Origin of the sequence: Falsirhodobacter xinxiangensis (assembly GCF_004959935.1) — a bacterium.
GTDB lineage: Bacteria > Pseudomonadota > Alphaproteobacteria > Rhodobacterales > Rhodobacteraceae > Falsirhodobacter > Falsirhodobacter xinxiangensis.
Genome location: NZ_SMYN01000005.1, coordinates 20,072 through 38,106 on the forward strand (window position 1 = coordinate 20,072; position 18,035 = coordinate 38,106).

Below are 18,035 nucleotides of genomic sequence, written 5' to 3' on the forward strand. Positions count from 1 at the left end.
CTCTCAGCTGTCGTAGTCGATCACGTGGCGGAGTTGTTTTTCATACTCCAGCGCCTTGCCGGTGCCCATTGCGACGCAGTTCAGCGGCTCGTTCGCGACCGAGATGGACAGGCCCGTCTGTTCGCGCAAGGCCAGATCCAGATCGCCCAGAAGCGCACCGCCCCCGGTCAGCATCACGCCGCGGTCCACGATGTCGGCGGCCAGATCCGGCGGGGTCGCTTCCAGCGCCTGCATCACCGCGTCGCAGATCGACTGGACGGGTTCGGCAAGGGCTTCGGCCACCTGCGCCTGATTGATCTCGGTTTCCTTCGGCACGCCGTTCAGCAGATCGCGGCCCCGGATCAGCATGGACGCGCCGCGCCCGTCATCGGGCATGCGGGCGGTGCCGATCGACGTCTTGATCCGTTCGGCGGTGGATTCACCGATCAGCAGGTTCTGGTGGCGGCGCAGATAGGCGATGATCGCCTCGTCCATGCGGTCACCGCCGACGCGGACGGAACGGGCATAGACGATGTCGCCCAAGGACAGCACCGCAACCTCGGTCGTGCCGCCGCCGATATCGACCACCATGTTGCCGGTGGGATCGGTGATGGGCATGCCCGCGCCGATGGCCGCAGCGATGGGTTCCGCGATCAGGCCCGCGCGGCGGGCGCCCGCCGACAGGACCGACTGGCGGATCGCGCGCTTTTCAACCGGCGTCGCGCCATAGGGGACGCAGACGATGATCTTGGGTTTGGAGAATGTCGTGCGCTTGTGGACCTTGCGGATGAAGTGCTTGATCATCTCTTCCGCAGTGTCGAAATCGGCGATGACGCCATCGCGCATCGGGCGGATCGCCTCGATGCTGCCGGGGGTGCGGCCCAGCATCAGCTTGGCATCCTCGCCCACGGCCAGGACCTGCTTCTTGCCGTCCTTGACGTGATAGGCGACGACCGACGGCTCGTTCAGGATGATCCCGCGGCCCTTGACGTAGACCAGCGTGTTCGCCGTTCCAAGGTCGATCGCCATGTCCGACGAGAAGATTCCACCAAAAGCCATCCGGTCCTGTCCTTACGCAAAGAAGGCCCGCGACTCGCGCGGTTCGCGGGCGGTTCCTTATAGAAAGGGTGCCTTGCAAGCGGAAGTAGGGGTTCGGCGGCTGTGGTGGCGCAAACGGCCCCCCGGCAGGGTTTCGCCCAAGTCGAAAAGACGCAAGATTGCCGTATTTCCCTAGGTTTTCTACGCCAATCGTCAAGATCGGCGCAGAAAAAGTCGCAAAAAGTAAAGTCGTCACGCTTGTGCGAGCAGGTGAAAAAACCGGGTCAACCCGCGTCGCGATAGCTGACGGACTTCACATCGTGATCCGGCGCGGTCTTCTGGCGGCGCAGAATCAGACGGTTCAGCGCGTTCACATAGGCGCGGGTCGAGGCGACGACCGTGTCGGTATCGGCGGCCTGACCCGTCGCGATCTTGCCGTCTTCCTCCAGCCTGACGGACACGGTGGCCTGCGCGTCGGTGCCTTCGGTGATCGCCTGCACCTGATAAAGCTGCAGCCGCGCCTCGTGCGGGAAGATCATCTTGACCGCGTTGAAGGCCGCATCCACCGGGCCGTCGCCCGTCGCATCCACCGTATGCTCCACCCCATCGACGGACAGGGTCAGTTCCGCCTCTTGCGGGCCTTCGGTGCCGCAGACGACGCGCAGCCGCTTGATCTGAAGCGTGTCATAAGCCGCCGAGGTGTCGGCATCCTGCATCAGCGCCAGCAGGTCTTCGTCGAAGACTTCTTTCTTGCGGTCGGCCAGTGCCTTGAAGCGCACGAAGACATCGGCCAGCTGGTTGTCGGCCAGCTCGAACCCCAGATCCTTCAGCTTGGCGCGCAGTGCGGCGCGGCCCGAATGCTTGCCCATGACCAGCGAGGTTTCGGACAGACCCACATCGGCGGGGCGCATGATCTCGAACGTCTCGGCGTTCTTGAGCATCCCGTCCTGATGGATGCCGGATTCGTGCGCGAAGGCGTTCTTGCCGACGATGGCCTTGTTGAACTGCACCGGAAAGCCCGAGACGGTCGCGACCTTGCGGCTGATGTTCATCAGCTTGGTCGAATCGATCCCGGTGGCATAGGGCATGATGTCGTTGCGCACCTTCAGGGCCATCACGACCTCCTCCAGCGCGGTGTTGCCGGCGCGTTCGCCCAGACCGTTGATGGTGCATTCGATCTGGCGCGCGCCAGCTTCGACCGCGGCCAGAGAGTTCGCGGTCGCCATGCCCAGGTCGTTGTGGCAGTGGGTGGCGAAGATGATCTGGTCCGCGCCCGGCACCCGTTCCAGCAGCATGCGGATCAGGGCGGCGGATTCGCGCGGCGCCGTGTAGCCCACGGTGTCGGGGATGTTGATCGTGGTCGCGCCCGCCTTGATCGCGATTTCCACCACACGGCACAGATAGTCATGCTCGGTCCGCGTCGCATCCATCGGCGACCATTGCACGTTGTCGCACAGGTTGCGGGCGTGGGTCACGGTCTCGAAGATGCGTTCGGCCATCTGGTCCATGTCGAGGTTCGGGATCGCGCGGTGCAGGGGCGAGGTGCCGATGAAGGTATGGATGCGCGGGCGGGCGGCGTGTTTCACCGCCTCCCAGCAGCGGTCGATGTCCTTGAAATTCGCGCGGGACAGGCCGCAGATCACCGAATTCTTCGAGTTCTTGGCGATTTCCGACACAGCCTCGAAATCGCCGATGGAGGCGATGGGGAAGCCAGCCTCGATGATGTCCACGCCCATTTCGTCCAGCATGGCGGCGATTTCCAGCTTTTCGGCATGGGTCATCGTCGCGCCGGGGGATTGTTCGCCGTCGCGCAGGGTGGTGTCGAAGATGAATACTTTGTCTTGCATGGTGCTTCTCTCTGGTCAGCGGTAGGTCGGGCGCTGATACCTCTGAGCGTTCGCGCCCGGGGGCACGCTCAGAGCAGAGTAAGAAGAAGCAGGCCGCGGGTGCGGATCAGGGCGCTTGCGCCGAATGCGATATGTTGGTCCCGTGCCATGGGGCGGACTATAGGCGGCATGCGCGGCCATGCAACCCCAAATAAAGGACAGCTTTTCTGCCCTAGAGCCACTTTTTCCGGCGGAACCAGATATAGGGAAGCAGCGCCGACAGCACCATCGCGGCGATGGCCAGCGGATAGCCATAGCGCCAGTCCAGTTCCGGCATGTTGCGGAAGTTCATGCCATAGATGGTGCCGACCAGCGTGGGCGGCAGGAACAGGGCGGTCGCGACCGACAGGACCTTGATGATCTGGTTCTGCTCCACCCCGATCAGGCCGATGGTGGCGGAATGCAGGAAGGTCAGTTCCTGTTCGACCTGCGATTCATAGGCCGACAGGGACCGCAGGTCGCGTTCGATCCCTTTCAGGCGTGCGGTGCCTTTCGGGGTCGGGCGGTCGCTTTCCTTGGACCCGGCGGTGCGCAGGAACGGGATCAGCCGATCGAGCGAGAGCATGCTTTCGCGCAGGATCGACAGGGTGCGGCTTTTGCGGCCAAGGCGGCGGACCAGCGATTGCAGGTCATGGCCGGGCTTGGGTTTGCGGGCGCTTTCCTCCTCGGTGAAGAAGATCGTGTCCGACAGGTCGGACAGGTCCGCCGAGGTCTGCTCCAGCACGTCTGCGATGCGTTCGACCACGGCTTCGAGGATCGTCGCCATCAGGCGTGGGGCCGTGTCGCATTCATGCGGGGCGCGGGCGATGCGGGCGGCGACGGTGCGCAGGGGCAGGGGGTTGGTGTAGCGCACCGTGATCAGCACATGCGGCAGCAGCACGAAGGTCAGTTGCGCGCGTTTCGGGCGGCCGTCCTGCACGCCTTCGATCACCACAGCGGTCATCACCAGCGCGTCGCCTTCGACGTAAAGGCGGGACGAATCCTCAATATCGGCCATTTCCGCGCGGGTGGGAACCTGCACACCCATCCGGTCCTCGATCAGCTTTTCTTCCCAGCGGGTGGGATTGCACAGATCGACCCAGAGAATGCCTTCGGCGGAGGGCGGGGCACCTTCGACGGATTTGAGGCCCTGCGGCGTCAGGAAGTGGTGTTCGATCATGCCAAAGCCCCCGCAGGTGTTTGCGGGGGCTTCAGACCGCGTCGCGCAGATTCGCGCAAGGGGTTATCCCTTGGTGATGCGCACGATCTCGGACGATCCGGTGTCGCGATCCTCGGTCACGGCATAGATCGCGCCGTCCGGGCCGACGCGCACATCGCGAACGCGGGCATCCAGCGGGATGCGTTCCTCGAATGCCACGCTGTCGCCATTCAGATGCAGCACCACGACGCCGGTGGACACGAGGCCGCCGACAAGGGCCGCGCCGTTCCATTCCGGGAACTCCTCGCCGTCATAGAAGGCCATGCCCGACGGGGCGATGACGGGATCCCAGTAATAGATCGGCTGCTGGGTGCCTTCGCGCTGCGTGATGCCCTCGCCCACGGGATCGCCGGAATATTCGATGCCATAGGTGACTTCTGGCCACCCGTAGTTCAGGCCTGCCTCGGGACGGTTCAACTCGTCGCCGCCTTTCGGGCCGTGTTCGACCATCCAGAAGCGGCCTTCGCTGTCCAGCGCGGCGGACTGGGTGTTGCGGTGGCCGAGGGACCAGATCTCGGGCATCGCGCCTTCTTCGTTGACGAACGGGTTGCCGTCGGCCGGGGTGCCGTCGGTGTTGATGCGGATGACCTTGCCGAAATGGCTGCCCAGATCCTGCGCCTGAATGCGCGGCTCTTCGTCGGAACGCTCGCCCACGGTCAGCCAGACCACGTCGTTTTCGTCGATGTTGATGCGGCTGCCGAAATGCTTGTCGCCGTCATAGGTGGGGCGCTGGCTGAAGATCACCTCGACATCTTCGAGGCTGGCGTTGGTTCCATCCTCGACCAGCCGCGCCTTGGCCAGTGCGGTGCCGTTCCCATCCTCGCGCGGTTCGGCGAAGGAGAAGAAGATGGTTCCGTTTTCTTCGAAGTCATTGCCCAGCGCGACGTCCAGAAGGCCGCCTTGGCCGCCGAAATCGACCTCCGGCACGCCGGCGATGGCGGGGCCGGGGGTGCCGTCCGCGATGATGTGCATCGCGCCTTCCTTGGCGGTGACGAGCATCCGGCCATCGGGCAGGAACTCCATCGCCCAAAGGTGGGGCAGACCTTGGGCGACGACCTCGGTCGCGACCGTCGCGGTCTGTTCGGGCTGCGGCGCGCGGGTCTGACCTTCGAAGGCGGGCTGCTGGTCGGGGGCGTTGGGGGCCGCGGTTTCGACCGGCTGGCCCGCGGGCGTATCGGCTGCGCCCGAGGCGGGGGCGCTGCCGTCGGCCTGATCCTGCGGAACGGCATTGCCGGTCTGCTGGGCCAGAAGCGGGGAGGTGGAGAGGATGGTCGCGGCGAGCAGAAGCGCAATGCGTGACATGGAAGCTCCGGGATGTGTCGGGTCCGAGGTCAACGCGCGCGTCTGCTTTGGGTTGCGGTGGCCGATTGTCGCAGGTGGGGCGCCCTCGGGGGGCATCGAGCCCCCGCTCGGGCGCGGCCGCAGGGGCGGCTACTGCGCCTCTGCCGGAGAGGTCAGGATTCCTTCGGACCATGTGCCGCTGCTGACCTGACCGGAGGCATAGGTCAGGGTGCCGGTCCCGTGCGGGCGGTTGGCCGCGAACTCGCCTTCATAGACGTCGCCGGTGGCGTAGGTCAGCTTGCCCGTGCCGTCGAACTGCCCGGCCTTCCAGCCGCCGATGTAATGATAACCGTCCGGGCGCTTCAACTCGCCCTGGCCCTCGCGCAGGCCTTTCGCCCAGCCGCCGGTATAGATCATTCCGTCGGCATAGGTCGCGGTGCCGGTGCCCTCGCGTTCGCCCGCCTTCCAGTCGCCGTCATAGCGGTATCCGTCGGGCATGGTCATCACGCCGCGGCCTTCGTATTTGCCCTGCACGAAGGCGCCCTCATAGACGGTGCCGCCGTGATCGGCACGGCCTTGCCCTTCGATGCGCCCCTCCACCCAGTCGCCGTCATAGGTCGATCCGTCGGCATAGGTGATCTTGCCCTTGCCTTGCGGCTGACCGCCCGCGAAAGCGCCCTGATAGGTCGAACCGTCGGCATAGCTGGCGCGGCCCTGACCCTCGATCCGGCCTTCGGCCCAGTCGCCGTCATAGGAATAGCCGTCCTTGCGGGTGAAGACGCCCTTGCCCTGCCGCTGGTCATGCACGAACTGCCCGCCATAGGTGTCGCCATTGGCATAGGTCACGCGCCCGACGCCATGACGCTGGCCGTTCTCCAGCGGGCCTTCATAGATGTCGCCATTCGCCTGCGTCAGCTTGCCGGTGCCGTTGATCTGGCCGCCCGTCCAGCCGCCGACATAGCGCAGCCCTTCGGTGGTCGTCAGGCTGCCCTGACCTTCGGGCTGCCCGCCGACCAGCGCGCCTTCATAGACCGAGCCGTTGGAATAGGTGATGCGGCCATTGCCTTCCTTGGCCCCGTCCAGCCATTCGCCGTCATAGACATAGCCGTCGGGGGTCTGGATGCGCCCGCGTCCTTCCTGGCGCCCGCCCGCGAAACCGCCGGTATAGGTCGAGCCGTCGGCATAGGTCGCAACGCCCTCGCCCGTCCGCTCGCCCGCCAGCCAGTCGCCCTCATAGGTCGAGCCGTCGGCAAAGGTAATCTTCCCGCGACCCTCGGGGCGGCCGGCGACGAAATCGCCCTCATAGACCGAACCGTTGGGATAGCGGGCGGTGCCTTTGCCGCTGATCTGACCGTTTTCCCAAGTGCCGGTGTATTCATAGCCGCTGGGCAGCCGGTAGGTGCCGGTTCCATGCTGAAGCCCGTTCAGGAACGTGCCCTCATAGACCGAGCCGTCGTCATACTGTTTCGTCTCGACCGCGCCCTGCGCGGTGGACATATGGGCAAGGCCGATCGCAAGGATGCCGCCGATCCAGAACCGTTTTGCCATGCCATCACCTCCGGGAGTTTTCGGGCCAAGACCTAGTGAAATCGTCGGGTTCGTGCAACCCGTGCAGCTTTGCACAGATACATTGCGGATTTGGCGAATGGTGTTTCGCAATCGGCGGGGCTAGGTCTTCGGCCAAGGAACATCCAAAGGACAAGACCATGACGAAGCTTGCGATTCTGTTCTACTCCACCTACGGCACCAACCACCAGATGGCGGAAATCGCCGCCGAGGCCGCGCGCGCGACGGGGGCTGAGGTCCGCCTGCTGCGCATCGCCGAAACCGCGCCGGAAGCGGTGGTGAACGGCCAGGACGCGTGGAAGGCACAGGCCGAACGCACTGCCGACATCCCGGTCGCCACGGTCGAGGATATGGAATGGGCGGATGCGTATCTGTTCTCCTCGCCCACCCGGTTCGGCGGGGCGTCCAGCCAGGTGCGGGCGTTCATCGACACGCTGGGCGGCGCATGGTTCACCGGCAAGCTGGCGAACAAGGCGATCAGCGCAATGTCTTCGTCGCAATCGCGCCATGCGGGGCAGGAGGCCACGATCCTTGGCCTTTACACCACGTTCATGCATTGGGGCGCCGTGATCGTCGCGCCGGGCTTCACCGACGAATCCATCGCGAAGTCGGGCGGCAACCCCTATGGCTACAGCCACACCCAGGGCGACGAGTTCACCGAGGATGCGAAGACTGCAATCGGCCACCAGACCCGCCGTCTGATCGAGTTTGCGGGCAAGATCCGCGGCTGACGCGGGCTCTGGACCGCCACATGCCCCGCGCGTATAAGCCGGGGCATGAAATATCGCATCGCGATCCTTCGAATTAGCCGCCCGGCGCGCTGAGTAGCCTTCAGCCGCCGGGTTCGCTTGCATGGCCCCCACGCATTATTCCCGAAGGACCGACCCGAATGACGACGCCCGCCCCGACCGCCACGCCCGACTACCGCGACACCGTTTTCCTGCCAGAGACCGACTTTCCCATGCGCGCCGGCCTGCCGCAGCGCGAGCCCGAATGGCTGGCCCATTGGGAAAAGATCGGCATCTATGACCGCTTGCGGGAAAAGGCGGGCCGCGCGCCCTTCACGCTGCATGACGGCCCCCCCTATGCCAACGGGCATCTGCATATCGGCCACGCGCTGAACAAGACGATCAAGGACATGATCGTCCGCTCGCACCAGATGATGGGCTTCGATGCACGTTACGTTCCCGGCTGGGACTGCCACGGGCTGCCGATCGAATGGAAGATCGAGGAGCAATACCGCGCCAAGGGGCTGGACAAGGACGCCGTGGACATCGTCGATTTCCGTCAGGAGTGCCGCGCCTTTGCCAAGGGCTGGGTGGACATCCAGCGCGACGAGTTCAAGCGCCTTGGCATTACCGGCAACTGGGCCGACCCCTACCTGACCATGGACTTCCACGCCGAGGCGGTGATCGCCGACGAGTTCATGAAGTTCCTGATGAACGGCACGCTCTATCAGGGCTCGAAACCCGTGATGTGGTCGCCGGTCGAAAAGACCGCGCTGGCCGAGGCGGAGGTCGAGTATCACGACCATACCAGCCATACGATCTGGGTGCGGTTCCGCGGCACGGTTTCGGGCGAAGATGTGTCCGTCGTCATCTGGACCACCACCCCGTGGACCATTCCGCAGAACCGGGCCGTCGCCTTCGGACCGGGCATCGGCTATGGCCTCTATCGCGTCGGCGAGGTGGCGGAGAACGCGCTGGCGAAGCCGGGCGAGATGCTGGTGCTGGCCGATGGGCTGGCCGAAGGCGTGATGGCGCAGGGCAAGGTCGCGGCGTTCGAGCGTGTTCGCGATGTGGCGGCTTCCGAATTCGAGGATGTGATCCTTGCCCACCCCTATCGCGGGATCGAGGGCGGCAATGGCGAATGGGATTACGACGTCCCCATGCTGCCGGGCGATCACGTTACGGACGAGGCGGGGACGGGGTTCGTGCATACCGCGCCCAGCCATGGCGATGACGACTATCAGCTCGGGCTGAAATTCGGCCTGCCGATGACCTATAACGTGACCGAGGACAGCTCCTATCGCGCGGACCTGCCGCTGTTCGGCGGGCAGCACATCATCACGGCCGAAGGCAAGGAAGGCCCGGCCAACGTGTCGAACATCAAGGCGCTGGCGGCGTCGGGTGGGCTCTTGGCAAAGGGGAAGGTCAAGCACTCCTATCCGCATTCGTGGCGCTCGAAGGCGCCGCTGATCTTCCGCAACACGCCGCAATGGTTCGCGGGGATCGACCGGCCGCTGGACGATGGCATGGGCGAATATGGCGACACGATCCGCAAACGGGCGCTGGCCTCGATCGAGCGGTTGGTGAAGTTCACCCCCGTTTCGGGGCGCAACCGTCTGCATTCGATGATGGAGGCGCGGCCCGACTGGGTTCTGTCGCGCCAGCGCGCATGGGGCGTGCCGCTGACCTGCTTCACCAAGGTCGGCGCGAAGCCGGACGATGCGGATTTCCTGCTGCGCGACGCCGAGGTGAACGCGAAGATCGTCGCGGCGTTCGAGGCCGAAGGCGCGGATGTCTGGTATAAGGACGGCTTCAAGCAGCAGGTGCTGGGCGATCGGGCGGACGACTACAACCAAGTCTTCGACGTGCTGGATGTGTGGTTCGACTCTGGCTCGACCCATGCCTTCGTGCTGCGCGACCGGGCGGACGGGACGGCGGACGGAATCGCGGACGTCTATCTGGAAGGGACCGACCAGCATCGCGGCTGGTTCCATTCCTCGCTTCTGCAAGCCTGCGGGACGACCGGGCGCGCGCCTTACCGCAATGTCGTGACCCACGGCTTCACGCTGGACGAGAAGGGCATGAAGATGTCCAAATCGCTTGGCAATACCGTGGTGCCGGAGCAGATCGTCAAGGAATACGGTGCCGATATCCTGCGGCTGTGGGTGGCGCAGGCGGATTACACCGCCGACCAGCGCATCGGGAAAGAAATCCTGAAAGGCACGGCGGACAGCTATCGCCGTCTTCGCAACACGCTGCGGTTCCTTCTGGGCGCGCTGAAGGGCTTCGACGAGGCCGAGCGGGTCGAGCCTGCGGATATGCCGGAGCTGGAACGCTGGGTGCTGCACCGTCTGGCCGAGATGGATGCCGAGGTGCGCGCGGGTTACAAGGCGTTCGACTTCCAAGGCGTGTTCCAGAAGCTGTTCACCTTCTGCACGACGGACCTGTCGGCGGTCTATTTCGACATCCGCAAGGACGCGCTTTATTGCGACGGGCCGGACAGCCTGCGCCGCCGTTCGGCGCGGACCGTGCTGGATCTGATCTTCCACCGTCTGGTGACGTGGCTGGCCCCAGTTCTGGTCTTCACGACCGAGGATGTGTGGCTGTCGCGCTTCCCCGGCGATGCGTCTTCGGTGCATCTTCTGGACATGCCGGAAACGCCCGCCGCATGGCTGGACGAGGCACTGGCTGCGAAATGGCAGACGATCCGCGCCGCCCGCCGCGTGGTGACTGCCGCGCTGGAGGTGCAGCGCACCGCCAAGGTCATCGGTGCCAGCCTTGAGGCCGCGCCGGTGGTGCGGGTGGCGGACGATCTGCGCGGGGTGCTGGCCTCGGTCGATTTCGCGGAAATCTGCATCACCTCGGGTCTGGTGCTGGAAGGCGCGGGCGAGGGGTTCACCCTGCCGGACGTTCCGGGCGTCGCAGTGGAATTCCGCGAGGCGGAGGGGCATAAATGCGCCCGCTGCTGGCAGATCCTGCCGGATGTGGGCACGCACCAGCATCCCGAAACCTGCGCCCGCTGCGACAGCGTCCTGTGACGGAAAGGCCCCGCGAGGGGCCTTTTTCACACCCGCTTTTCGAAGAAGACGCGGTCGAACCCATCCTCGGTTCGGCAGCCCGTCCGCGTATAGCCAAGGCGTGGATAGATCGACAGGTTCGCCACCATCGCCGCGTTGGTGTAAAGCCGAACCGAGGCGAGGCCGCGCCGCCGCGCTTCGGCCTCGCAGAACGCCACGAGCGCCTTGCCGATGCCGCGCCCTGACGCCTCGGGCAGGACGGCGACGTTTTCCAGCAGCATGTTATCGTCATGGGGATGGAGGACGATGAACCCCAGCACATCCCCGTCCGCAGCGACATGAACCGCACCGTCCGCGATCAGCGCCGCGTAATCCGCAAGCATGGGCGCGGGCTTGCGTCCAATCGCCGGGATATAGCCGGAATAGGCCGCCTCGGCGCAGGCGCGGATGGCGGGCTCGTCCTGCGGAACGGCGGGGCGTATCATGCCCGTTTGGGGAACAGTTCCTGCACGATGCCGGCGAACAGCAGATAGACCGAGGTCACGACCAGCCCCCAATGCGCCCAGCTTTGTGGATGGAAGTCGACCCACGCCGCCCATCCCGCGAACAGCGTCCATGCGATCGCCATCGGCAGGGACAGCCAGCGCCAGCGTTCGGTCCGCACGGGGTGGATGAACTTCAGGTTCAGGAACATCGCCACCGTCAGCGCCAGCGAGATCAGCAGGATCACCATCTCGCCCGGTTTGATCGCGAACAGGACCAGCACGACCATGTTCCAGCAGCCGGGAAAACCCGCAAAGCTGTAATCCTTGGTCTTCATCCGCGTATCGGCGAAATAGATGACCGAGCCGTAGACGATCAGGATGATCGTGAGCCAGCCTTCCCACCCTTCCAGCAGCCCCGATTTGAACAGGGCATAGGCCGGAATGAACACATAGGTCAGATAGTCGATGATCAGGTCCATCAGGACGCCGTCATAATTCGGCCAGTTCCGCGTCACGTCGTAGCGCCGCGCCAGCGGGCCGTCGATCCCGTCGACGATCAGCGCCACCACCAGCCACAGGAACATCAGGGACCACTTCTCCTCGACCGCGGCAAGCATGGCCAGCATCGACAGGACCGCGCCGGTGGCGGTCAGAAGGTGGACGGAGAGGGCTTTGATGCGAAGATCCATGGCGGGGATGATGGCCTTTCGGGGCAGGGGTGGCAAGTCAGGCGCGCGGATGGGCGCGAGAATAGACTTCCATCAGCCGCGCGCTGTCCACCGAAGTATAGACCTGGGTCGAGGAAAGCGAGGCGTGGCCAAGCAATGTCTGGATGGTGCGCAGATCGCCGCCCGCGTTCAGAAGGTGGGTCGCGAAGGAGTGGCGGAAGGCATGCGGCGTTGCCGAAGCTGGAAGACCAAGCCGCGCGCGGGCCTGCGCCACCGCCTTCGCGACGATGGCCGCATTCAGCGGCCCGCCCCGCGCGCCGCGGAAGGTCGGCCCGGTCGTCAGATCGAAGGGGCACAGGCGGACGTAATGGGCCACCGCCTCGCGCGCGACGGGCAGGGTAGGGACCAGTCGTTCCTTGCCACCCTTGCCGGTCACGCGCAGCACTTCGGGCAGGGCGGTCCCGGTCAGGGCCAGCGCCTCGGATATGCGCAGCCCGCAACCATAAAGCAGCGTGACGACGGCCTGGTCGCGGGCGGCGATCCACTCCTCGGGGTGGTGGGCCACCTCGGTCATCATTTCCCGCGCGGCGGCTTCGGGCAGGGGGCGTGGCAACGAACGGCGGTATTTCGGCGCGCGGGCCGACAGCATCACGGTCGCATCGCCCCCATGCCGTTCCACCAGCCAGTCGGTGAAGTTCTTGACCGCCGAAAGCCGCCGCGCCAGCGACCGCGACCCCAGACCCGAGGCGCGTTCGGATGCCATCCATGCCCGGATGTCGCCCTGCGGCACCGCGATCAGCGCCGGGATGCCGTAGCCTTCGCCCCAATGGCGCGCAAGAAAGTCCAGCCAGCGCGTCACATCCGCGCCGTAAGCCTTCACCGTCGCCGGGGATGCGCCGTCGAGGCTGCTCAGATGCAGCAGCCACCGGCCCATCGCGTCGCGCGCGGCCGGGGGGATGGCAAGGCTCATGACAGCCAGCGGCGCATCACGCGCTCGAACACGCCGGCGAAGAAGGTCAGAAGGTCGGCGCCATGGGTCGCCTTGAACTGTTCGGGGTCTTCGGAGCCCATCGCCAGCATCCCCGGAAGCCGCCCGCGCCCAAGATCCAGCACCAGAAGCGCCTCGGACCGGATCCAGCCCGCGTGATCGCCATAGACGGCTTCGGAGCCCTGATCGGTCTGGCGCAGGGTCACGCGGCGGTCGCGCATCGACCGCCCGCCCGCGACGTAATCGGCAATGAGCCCCGGCTGCGCCATCCGCAGAACGTCCAGCTTGGTCAGCGCCGGGTCCGCATCCTGCGACGTCTCCAGCACCAGCCGCATGTGATCGACCCGCAGCGTGTCCGACAAATCGCCCGACAGCATGGTCAGCAGCGCCGGAAAGCTGTGCGGGTCCAGAAGCTGCAGGATCGCGCGGTGGATCTGGTTCGTGCCGGCAAGATTCTCGTATGCCGCCGCGATGACCGAACGGTGGGTATCCTCCAGCCGGTCCAGCCGCGTCTCCAGCCGTTCCATCGCGATGCCGCGCATGTCGATCACGTTGGTGCCGCGCGCGTTGTCCGTCGCGTCGATCAGCGCGCGCATCACGTCGCGATCCTCCAGCACCAGTTCGGGGGCCGAGATGATCCGCTCGCGCAGCTGCGCAAGGATGGGGTCTGACATGCCTGCTCTCGTTCTTTTGTTTTGGCGCAGGGTAACGGCGGAAGCCCTTTGCCGCAATGGTGGACAAGGCGGGCCTTCTGTGAAACAGGTTCGCGCGAAGAACCGGAGAGTTTTCCATGACCGTCGTCACCCGTTTCGCCCCTTCCCCCACCGGCTATATCCATGTGGGCAACCTGCGCACCGCGCTGATGAACTGGATGATCGCCCGCAAGGCCGGCGGCACCTTCATCCTGCGGCTGGACGATACGGACCAGGAACGCTCGAAACAGGAATATGTCGACGCGCTGAAGGAAGACCTCGAATGGCTGGGCCTGACCTGGGACCGCGAGGAGACGCAGTCGGCGCGGCTTGATCGGTATGCCGAGGCGGCGCAGCACCTGAAGGATGCGGGGCGGTTCTATGAGTGCTTCGAATCCCCGACCGATCTGGACCTGAAGCGCAAGAAGCTGCTGAACATGGGCAAGCCGCCGGTCTATGACCGCGCCGCCCTGAAGCTCACGGCCGAGGAAAAGGACCGTCTGCGCGAGAAGGATGGCGGCTACTGGCGCTTCCTGCTGGATCAGGAGCGGATCGAGTGGACGGACGGCATCCTCGGCCCGATCTCCATCGACGCGGCGTCGGTGTCGGACCCGGTGCTGATCCGCGCGGACGGGCAGGTGCTGTATACCTTCGCGTCTTCGGTGGACGACATCGACATGGGCGTTTCGTTCATCGTGCGCGGGGCGGATCACGTCACCAACACGGCGACGCAGATCCAGATCATGAAGTCGCTGGGCGGCACGCCTCCCGATTTCGCGCACCATTCACTGCTGACCGGCCCGCAGGGCGAGGCGCTGTCGAAACGGCTTGGCACCCTGTCGCTGCGCGATCTGCGTGCGCGCGGGGTGGAGCCGATGGCGCTTTTGTCGATGATGGCGCGTCTGGGTTCGTCCAAGCCCATCGAGGTCGCCCGCAGCCATGATGAGTTGATCGCCGGGTTCGAAATCGGTTCCTTTGGCGCGGCACCGACGAAGTTCGACGCCGAGGATCTGTTCCCGCTGACGAAGACCTGGGTGCAGGGGCTGTCCTTCGAGGAAGTCGCGCCGAAGATCGACGCGATCGGCGTTCCCGCCCCGCTGGCAGAAGGCTTCTGGCGTGTCGCCAAGGACAACGTGACGGTTCTGGACGATCTGAAGGGCTGGTGGCAGCTGTTCCACGAAGGGGCCGAGCCGCAGATCGACCCCGAGGATGCCGAATTCGTCGCTCAGGCGCTGGCGTTGCTGCCCGAGGGGCCGTTCACGCCCGCCACATGGGGCGAATGGACCGCCGCCGTGAAGGAGGCGACGGGCCGCAAGGGCAAGGGGCTGTTCATGCCGCTGCGCAAGGCTCTGACCGGGCAGGCGCATGGGCCGGACATGTCGGACGTGATGCCGCTTTTGCAGCGGGTCCGGGCGAAGGAATAAGAAAAGGCCCCCGCGGGGGCCTTTTTCATGCGCGCGACAGGATCGCCTGCGGACGGGCACGGGCCAGCGACCGGGTGATCGCCGCCGCAAGCACCGCCTTCAGGATGTCGCCCGGCAGGAACACCGCCATCGCGGCGGTCGCGGTGGCAAAGGACGTCTCTTTGGTGGCGAACAGCACCAATCCGGTGATCCCGAAGGCATAGAGCACCGGGATCGCCCCGAAGACCGAGGCGACGAAAGCCACCGTGCCGATCCCCGCGCGCCAGCGTTCCACGATCCAGCCGATGACGAAGGCCGCGACCGGGAAGCCGATCAGGAAGCCCGCCGACGGCCCGAAGAACGGTGCAAGGCCCCCGCGTCCTCCCGACAGGATCGGCAGGCCCATCGCCGCCACCGCCAGATAGAGCAGCACCGCCAGCGCCCCGCGTTTTGCACCCAGCACCGTGCCGCACAGCATGATGCCAAGCCCCTGCGCCGTGATCGGCACGCCGAAGGGCAGGTGGATCTGCGGCACAAGCGTCAGAACCGCGATCAGCGCGGCGAACAGCGCGATCATCGAAAGGTTGCGTTCCATGTATCCTCCTTGCGACGGTTTCATGACAGCCCGCCGCGTGCGCGCAATGCTTCCGACACCTGCTCGGCATCGTCAAGCGCGGCGAGCGCGGCGGGCATGACGATCCGCCAGCCGGGGCGGCGGCGCGAGCGGGCGCGCCATGCGTCGCCGATCTGCGCGACACGGGTGGACATGACGGGGATGAAGCGGATCATCAGCGCGATGGCCAGCGCCAGAGCCTCGGGGCGCAGGCCGATATGGCGCAGGGGGGCGGCGACGCGCTGCACAACGGCGATCATCTGGTCCAGCCGGGTCGTCATGGTGACGAGGTTCGCCGCCACCATCGCCACCAGCATCCGCAGGATCATCACCAGCCCCGCTTCGGGCGCGCGAAGCCACAGGTGCCACGCCATCAGCACCGCCACCAACGGCAGGACGGGCCGCATCACCCGCAGGCCGTGCCGCGCGAAACCCGCGCCCCCCGCCGCGAACAGCACCGCCACTGCCAGCAGCAGCGCCGCCAGCGGCACCGGGTCCGCCAGCGCCATCGTCCCCCCCGCCACCAGCAGCAGCGCCAGCAGTTTCGGCCCTGCCGGGATGCGGTGGAACGGCGTGCGGATCGGCGAGGTGAGGCTCAGCACAGCAGCGCGTCCGAATCTTCGGACAAACGCGCCATTTCGGCGGAGAAGGCGGGCAGGACGGTGCCCGGCGGGCCATCCATCCTCAGCCGCCCCTCGTCGATCCAGAGCACCCGCTCGCATCCCGCCGTCGCCGCCGGGTCGTGGGTAATGGTGATCAACCGCTGCGGCAGCGCCGCCAGACGCCGCGCCAGCCGCGCCTGCGTCGGCAGGTCCAGCCCCGCGAACGGCTCGTCCAGCAGGATCGTCTCCGGCCCCATCAACAGGATCGACATCAGGCACAGATATTGCTTCTGCCCTTGCGACAGGCTTTGCGTCGGGGCGTCCGCCCAGTGGCTGCGGCCTTCGGCAGCCAGAAGCGTCGTCACGGCGGCGGTGTCCCGGCCCATCTGGCGCAGGCCGAAGGACAGTTCCTCGGTCACGGTGGGGAAAAGGATCTGGTGGTCGGGGTTCTGGAACAGGATTCCGATGCGCGACAGCATCGCGCGGCGATTGTCCGGCGCCGTGCCGTCCACCGTCACCCGCCCCGAAGTCGGTGCGATCAGCCCCGCCATCAACCGCAGCAGCGTCGTCTTGCCCGATCCGTTGCGTCCGATGATCGCGATGCGGCTTTCGTCCAATCGGGCCGAGATGCCGTGCAGGATCGTCCGGCCCTGTATGGCGAAGGTTGCGTCTTCGAGGTGGATCATCTTCGGGCCCTGCTGCGATCCGGGCATATTCCCCTTTACGTCGGGCGGGTTCAAGCGGGCGGGCGTTAACGCCGGGTTAACCTTCGCGCGGGAATGAAAGGCGATGGAACAGAATGCGCTGAACATGCTGCGGTTGATTCGCTCGCGCCGGGTGGGGGCGGTGACGTTCCACCGGCTGCTGGCGGAACATGGCGGTGCGGCGGCGGCGCTGGACGCGCTGCCCGGCATCGCGCGGGCGGCGGGGGTGTCGGGATACGAGGCCTGCCCCGAGGGCGTCGCGCGGGCCGAAATCGCCAAGGGTCACGCGGCGGGGGCGCGGCTTTTGTGTTTCGGGGATGCGGATTATCCCGGATCGCTGGCGGACCTGCCGGATGCGCCCGCGGTGCTTTGGGCGATCGGCGATGTGTCGCTGTTGTCGCAGCCCATGGTGGCGCTGGTGGGCGCGCGGAACGCCTCCAGCCTTGGCATCCGCATGGCGCGGAAACTGGCGTGGTCCTTGGGCGAGGCGGGGCATGTCGTCGTCTCCGGCCTTGCGCGCGGCATTGATGCCGAAGCGCATGAGGCGGCGCTGGACAGCGGCACGGTCGCGGTTCTGGGCGGCGGGGTGGATGTCGTCTATCCGCAGGAAAACGCGGGGCTGCATGCGCGGATCGCCGAAAAGGGCTGCCTGTTGTCCGAACAGCCGCCGGGGACCGAGCCGCAGGCGCGGCATTTTCCGCTGCGCAACCGAATCGTGTCGGGGATTTCCCGCGCCGTGGTGGTGGTGGAGGCGGCGGCGCGGTCGGGCAGCCTGATCACTGCGCGCAACGCCTTGGATCAGGGGCGCGACGTGTTCGCCGTGCCGGGCCATCCGTTCGATGCGCGTGCGGCGGGCTGCAACCTCTTGATCCGCGAAGGGGCGATCCTTGTCCGGTCCGCTGCCGACGTGATCGAGGGGACGGGCCATGTGCAGCGCCCGCTGCCGCTGGAGCAGCCCGCGCCAAAGGTCGATCCCGGCCCACTGGACGGGCGCATCCTGTCGCTGCTTGGTCCCAGCCCGGTGGCCGAGGATCAGCTGATCCGCGACCTTGGCCTGCCTGCCGAAACGCTGGCCACGGCACTGCTGTCGTTGGAACTGGACGGGGTGATAGAACGTCAGGCCGGAGGGCTGCTTGCGCGGGTCGGTTGACAAACCCGTGGCTTCATCCCCATGTAGCCGCGCTGTC

General features: G+C 66.0%; 16 protein-coding genes. 4 read left to right on the plus strand and 12 right to left on the minus strand.

The genetic code is table 11. The features are described from left to right. Positions 1–3: 3 nt before the first annotated feature. From E2K76_RS07745 to E2K76_RS07765, 5 genes are all read right to left on the minus strand, one after another. Positions 4–1,038: a rod shape-determining protein gene (locus tag E2K76_RS07745; protein WP_136683729.1), complete on the minus strand. Its 1,035-nt coding sequence runs from the start codon at positions 1,036–1,038 to the stop codon at positions 4–6. A 263-nt stretch (positions 1,039–1,301) separates the two neighbouring features. Then, positions 1,302–2,864 (minus strand): 2-isopropylmalate synthase, encoded by a 1,563-nt coding sequence (locus E2K76_RS07750; protein ID WP_136683730.1) that lies wholly within the window; start codon positions 2,862–2,864, stop codon positions 1,302–1,304. Between the two features lie 211 nt (positions 2,865–3,075). Continuing rightward, entirely contained in the window at positions 3,076–4,062 is a 987-nt protein-coding gene (locus tag E2K76_RS07755) for a magnesium transporter CorA family protein (RefSeq protein ID WP_136683731.1), read from the minus strand. Positions 4,063–4,125: 63 nt separating this feature from the next. Next, positions 4,126–5,403: a PQQ-dependent sugar dehydrogenase gene (locus tag E2K76_RS07760; RefSeq protein WP_136683732.1), complete on the minus strand. Its 1,278-nt coding sequence runs from the start codon at positions 5,401–5,403 to the stop codon at positions 4,126–4,128. 129 nt (positions 5,404–5,532) lie between these two features. Continuing rightward, positions 5,533–6,930 carry a 2-isopropylmalate synthase gene (locus E2K76_RS07765; protein WP_136683733.1) on the minus strand — a complete coding sequence of 466 codons (1,398 nt, stop codon included), beginning with the start codon at positions 6,928–6,930 and terminating at the stop codon, positions 5,533–5,535. 158 nt (positions 6,931–7,088) lie between these two features. Between E2K76_RS07765 and wrbA the strand changes: the two genes are divergently transcribed. Both wrbA and ileS read left to right on the plus strand, forming a co-directional pair. Further along, positions 7,089–7,679 (plus strand): NAD(P)H:quinone oxidoreductase, encoded by a 591-nt coding sequence (wrbA, locus tag E2K76_RS07770; protein WP_136683734.1) that lies wholly within the window; start codon positions 7,089–7,091, stop codon positions 7,677–7,679. Between the two features lie 158 nt (positions 7,680–7,837). Beyond that, positions 7,838–10,714: an isoleucine--tRNA ligase gene (gene ileS, locus E2K76_RS07775; RefSeq protein ID WP_136683735.1), complete on the plus strand. Its 2,877-nt coding sequence runs from the start codon at positions 7,838–7,840 to the stop codon at positions 10,712–10,714. Positions 10,715–10,740: 26 nt separating this feature from the next. Here ileS and E2K76_RS07780 read toward each other — a convergent pair whose 3' ends face one another. From E2K76_RS07780 to E2K76_RS07795, 4 genes are read right to left on the minus strand one after another with little or no spacing between them, the layout of a single operon-like run. Further along, entirely contained in the window at positions 10,741–11,178 is a 438-nt protein-coding gene (locus E2K76_RS07780) for a GNAT family N-acetyltransferase (protein WP_136683736.1), read from the minus strand. Further along, the gene (locus E2K76_RS07785) at positions 11,175–11,867 is read right to left on the minus strand and encodes a CDP-alcohol phosphatidyltransferase family protein (RefSeq protein ID WP_136683737.1); all 693 of its coding nucleotides are present in this window, start codon (positions 11,865–11,867) and stop codon (positions 11,175–11,177) included. The genes E2K76_RS07780 and E2K76_RS07785 overlap by 4 nt, the downstream gene beginning before the upstream one ends. 37 nt (positions 11,868–11,904) lie before the next feature. After that, positions 11,905–12,816, minus strand: a complete 912-nt coding sequence (locus tag E2K76_RS07790; RefSeq protein ID WP_136683738.1) for a tyrosine recombinase XerC — start codon at positions 12,814–12,816, stop codon at positions 11,905–11,907. Then, positions 12,813–13,508 (minus strand): DUF484 family protein, encoded by a 696-nt coding sequence (locus E2K76_RS07795; protein WP_136683739.1) that lies wholly within the window; start codon positions 13,506–13,508, stop codon positions 12,813–12,815. The genes E2K76_RS07790 and E2K76_RS07795 overlap by 4 nt, the downstream gene beginning before the upstream one ends. A gap of 116 nt (positions 13,509–13,624) precedes the next feature. On the opposite strand from E2K76_RS07795, the gene gltX reads away from it, so the two are divergent. Then, positions 13,625–14,950, plus strand: a complete 1,326-nt coding sequence (gene gltX / locus E2K76_RS07800; protein ID WP_136683740.1) for a glutamate--tRNA ligase — start codon at positions 13,625–13,627, stop codon at positions 14,948–14,950. 25 nt (positions 14,951–14,975) lie between these two features. Here gltX and E2K76_RS07805 read toward each other — a convergent pair whose 3' ends face one another. From E2K76_RS07805 to E2K76_RS07815, 3 genes are read right to left on the minus strand one after another with little or no spacing between them, the layout of a single operon-like run. Further along, positions 14,976–15,524, minus strand: coding sequence for a biotin transporter BioY (locus tag E2K76_RS07805; protein WP_136683741.1), 549 nt, complete (start codon positions 15,522–15,524; stop codon positions 14,976–14,978). A gap of 20 nt (positions 15,525–15,544) precedes the next feature. After that, on the minus strand, positions 15,545–16,144 hold the full coding sequence (locus E2K76_RS07810) for an energy-coupling factor transporter transmembrane component T (protein ID WP_136683742.1): 600 nt from the start codon (positions 16,142–16,144) through the stop codon (positions 15,545–15,547). Further along, positions 16,138–16,830 (minus strand): energy-coupling factor ABC transporter ATP-binding protein, encoded by a 693-nt coding sequence (locus E2K76_RS07815; protein WP_246032919.1) that lies wholly within the window; start codon positions 16,828–16,830, stop codon positions 16,138–16,140. The genes E2K76_RS07810 and E2K76_RS07815 overlap by 7 nt, the downstream gene beginning before the upstream one ends. 103 nt (positions 16,831–16,933) lie before the next feature. On the opposite strand from E2K76_RS07815, the gene dprA reads away from it, so the two are divergent. After that, the gene (dprA, locus tag E2K76_RS07820; RefSeq protein ID WP_136683744.1) at positions 16,934–17,998 is read left to right on the plus strand and encodes a DNA-processing protein DprA; all 1,065 of its coding nucleotides are present in this window, start codon (positions 16,934–16,936) and stop codon (positions 17,996–17,998) included. The last annotated feature ends 37 nt before the right edge of the window (positions 17,999–18,035 follow it).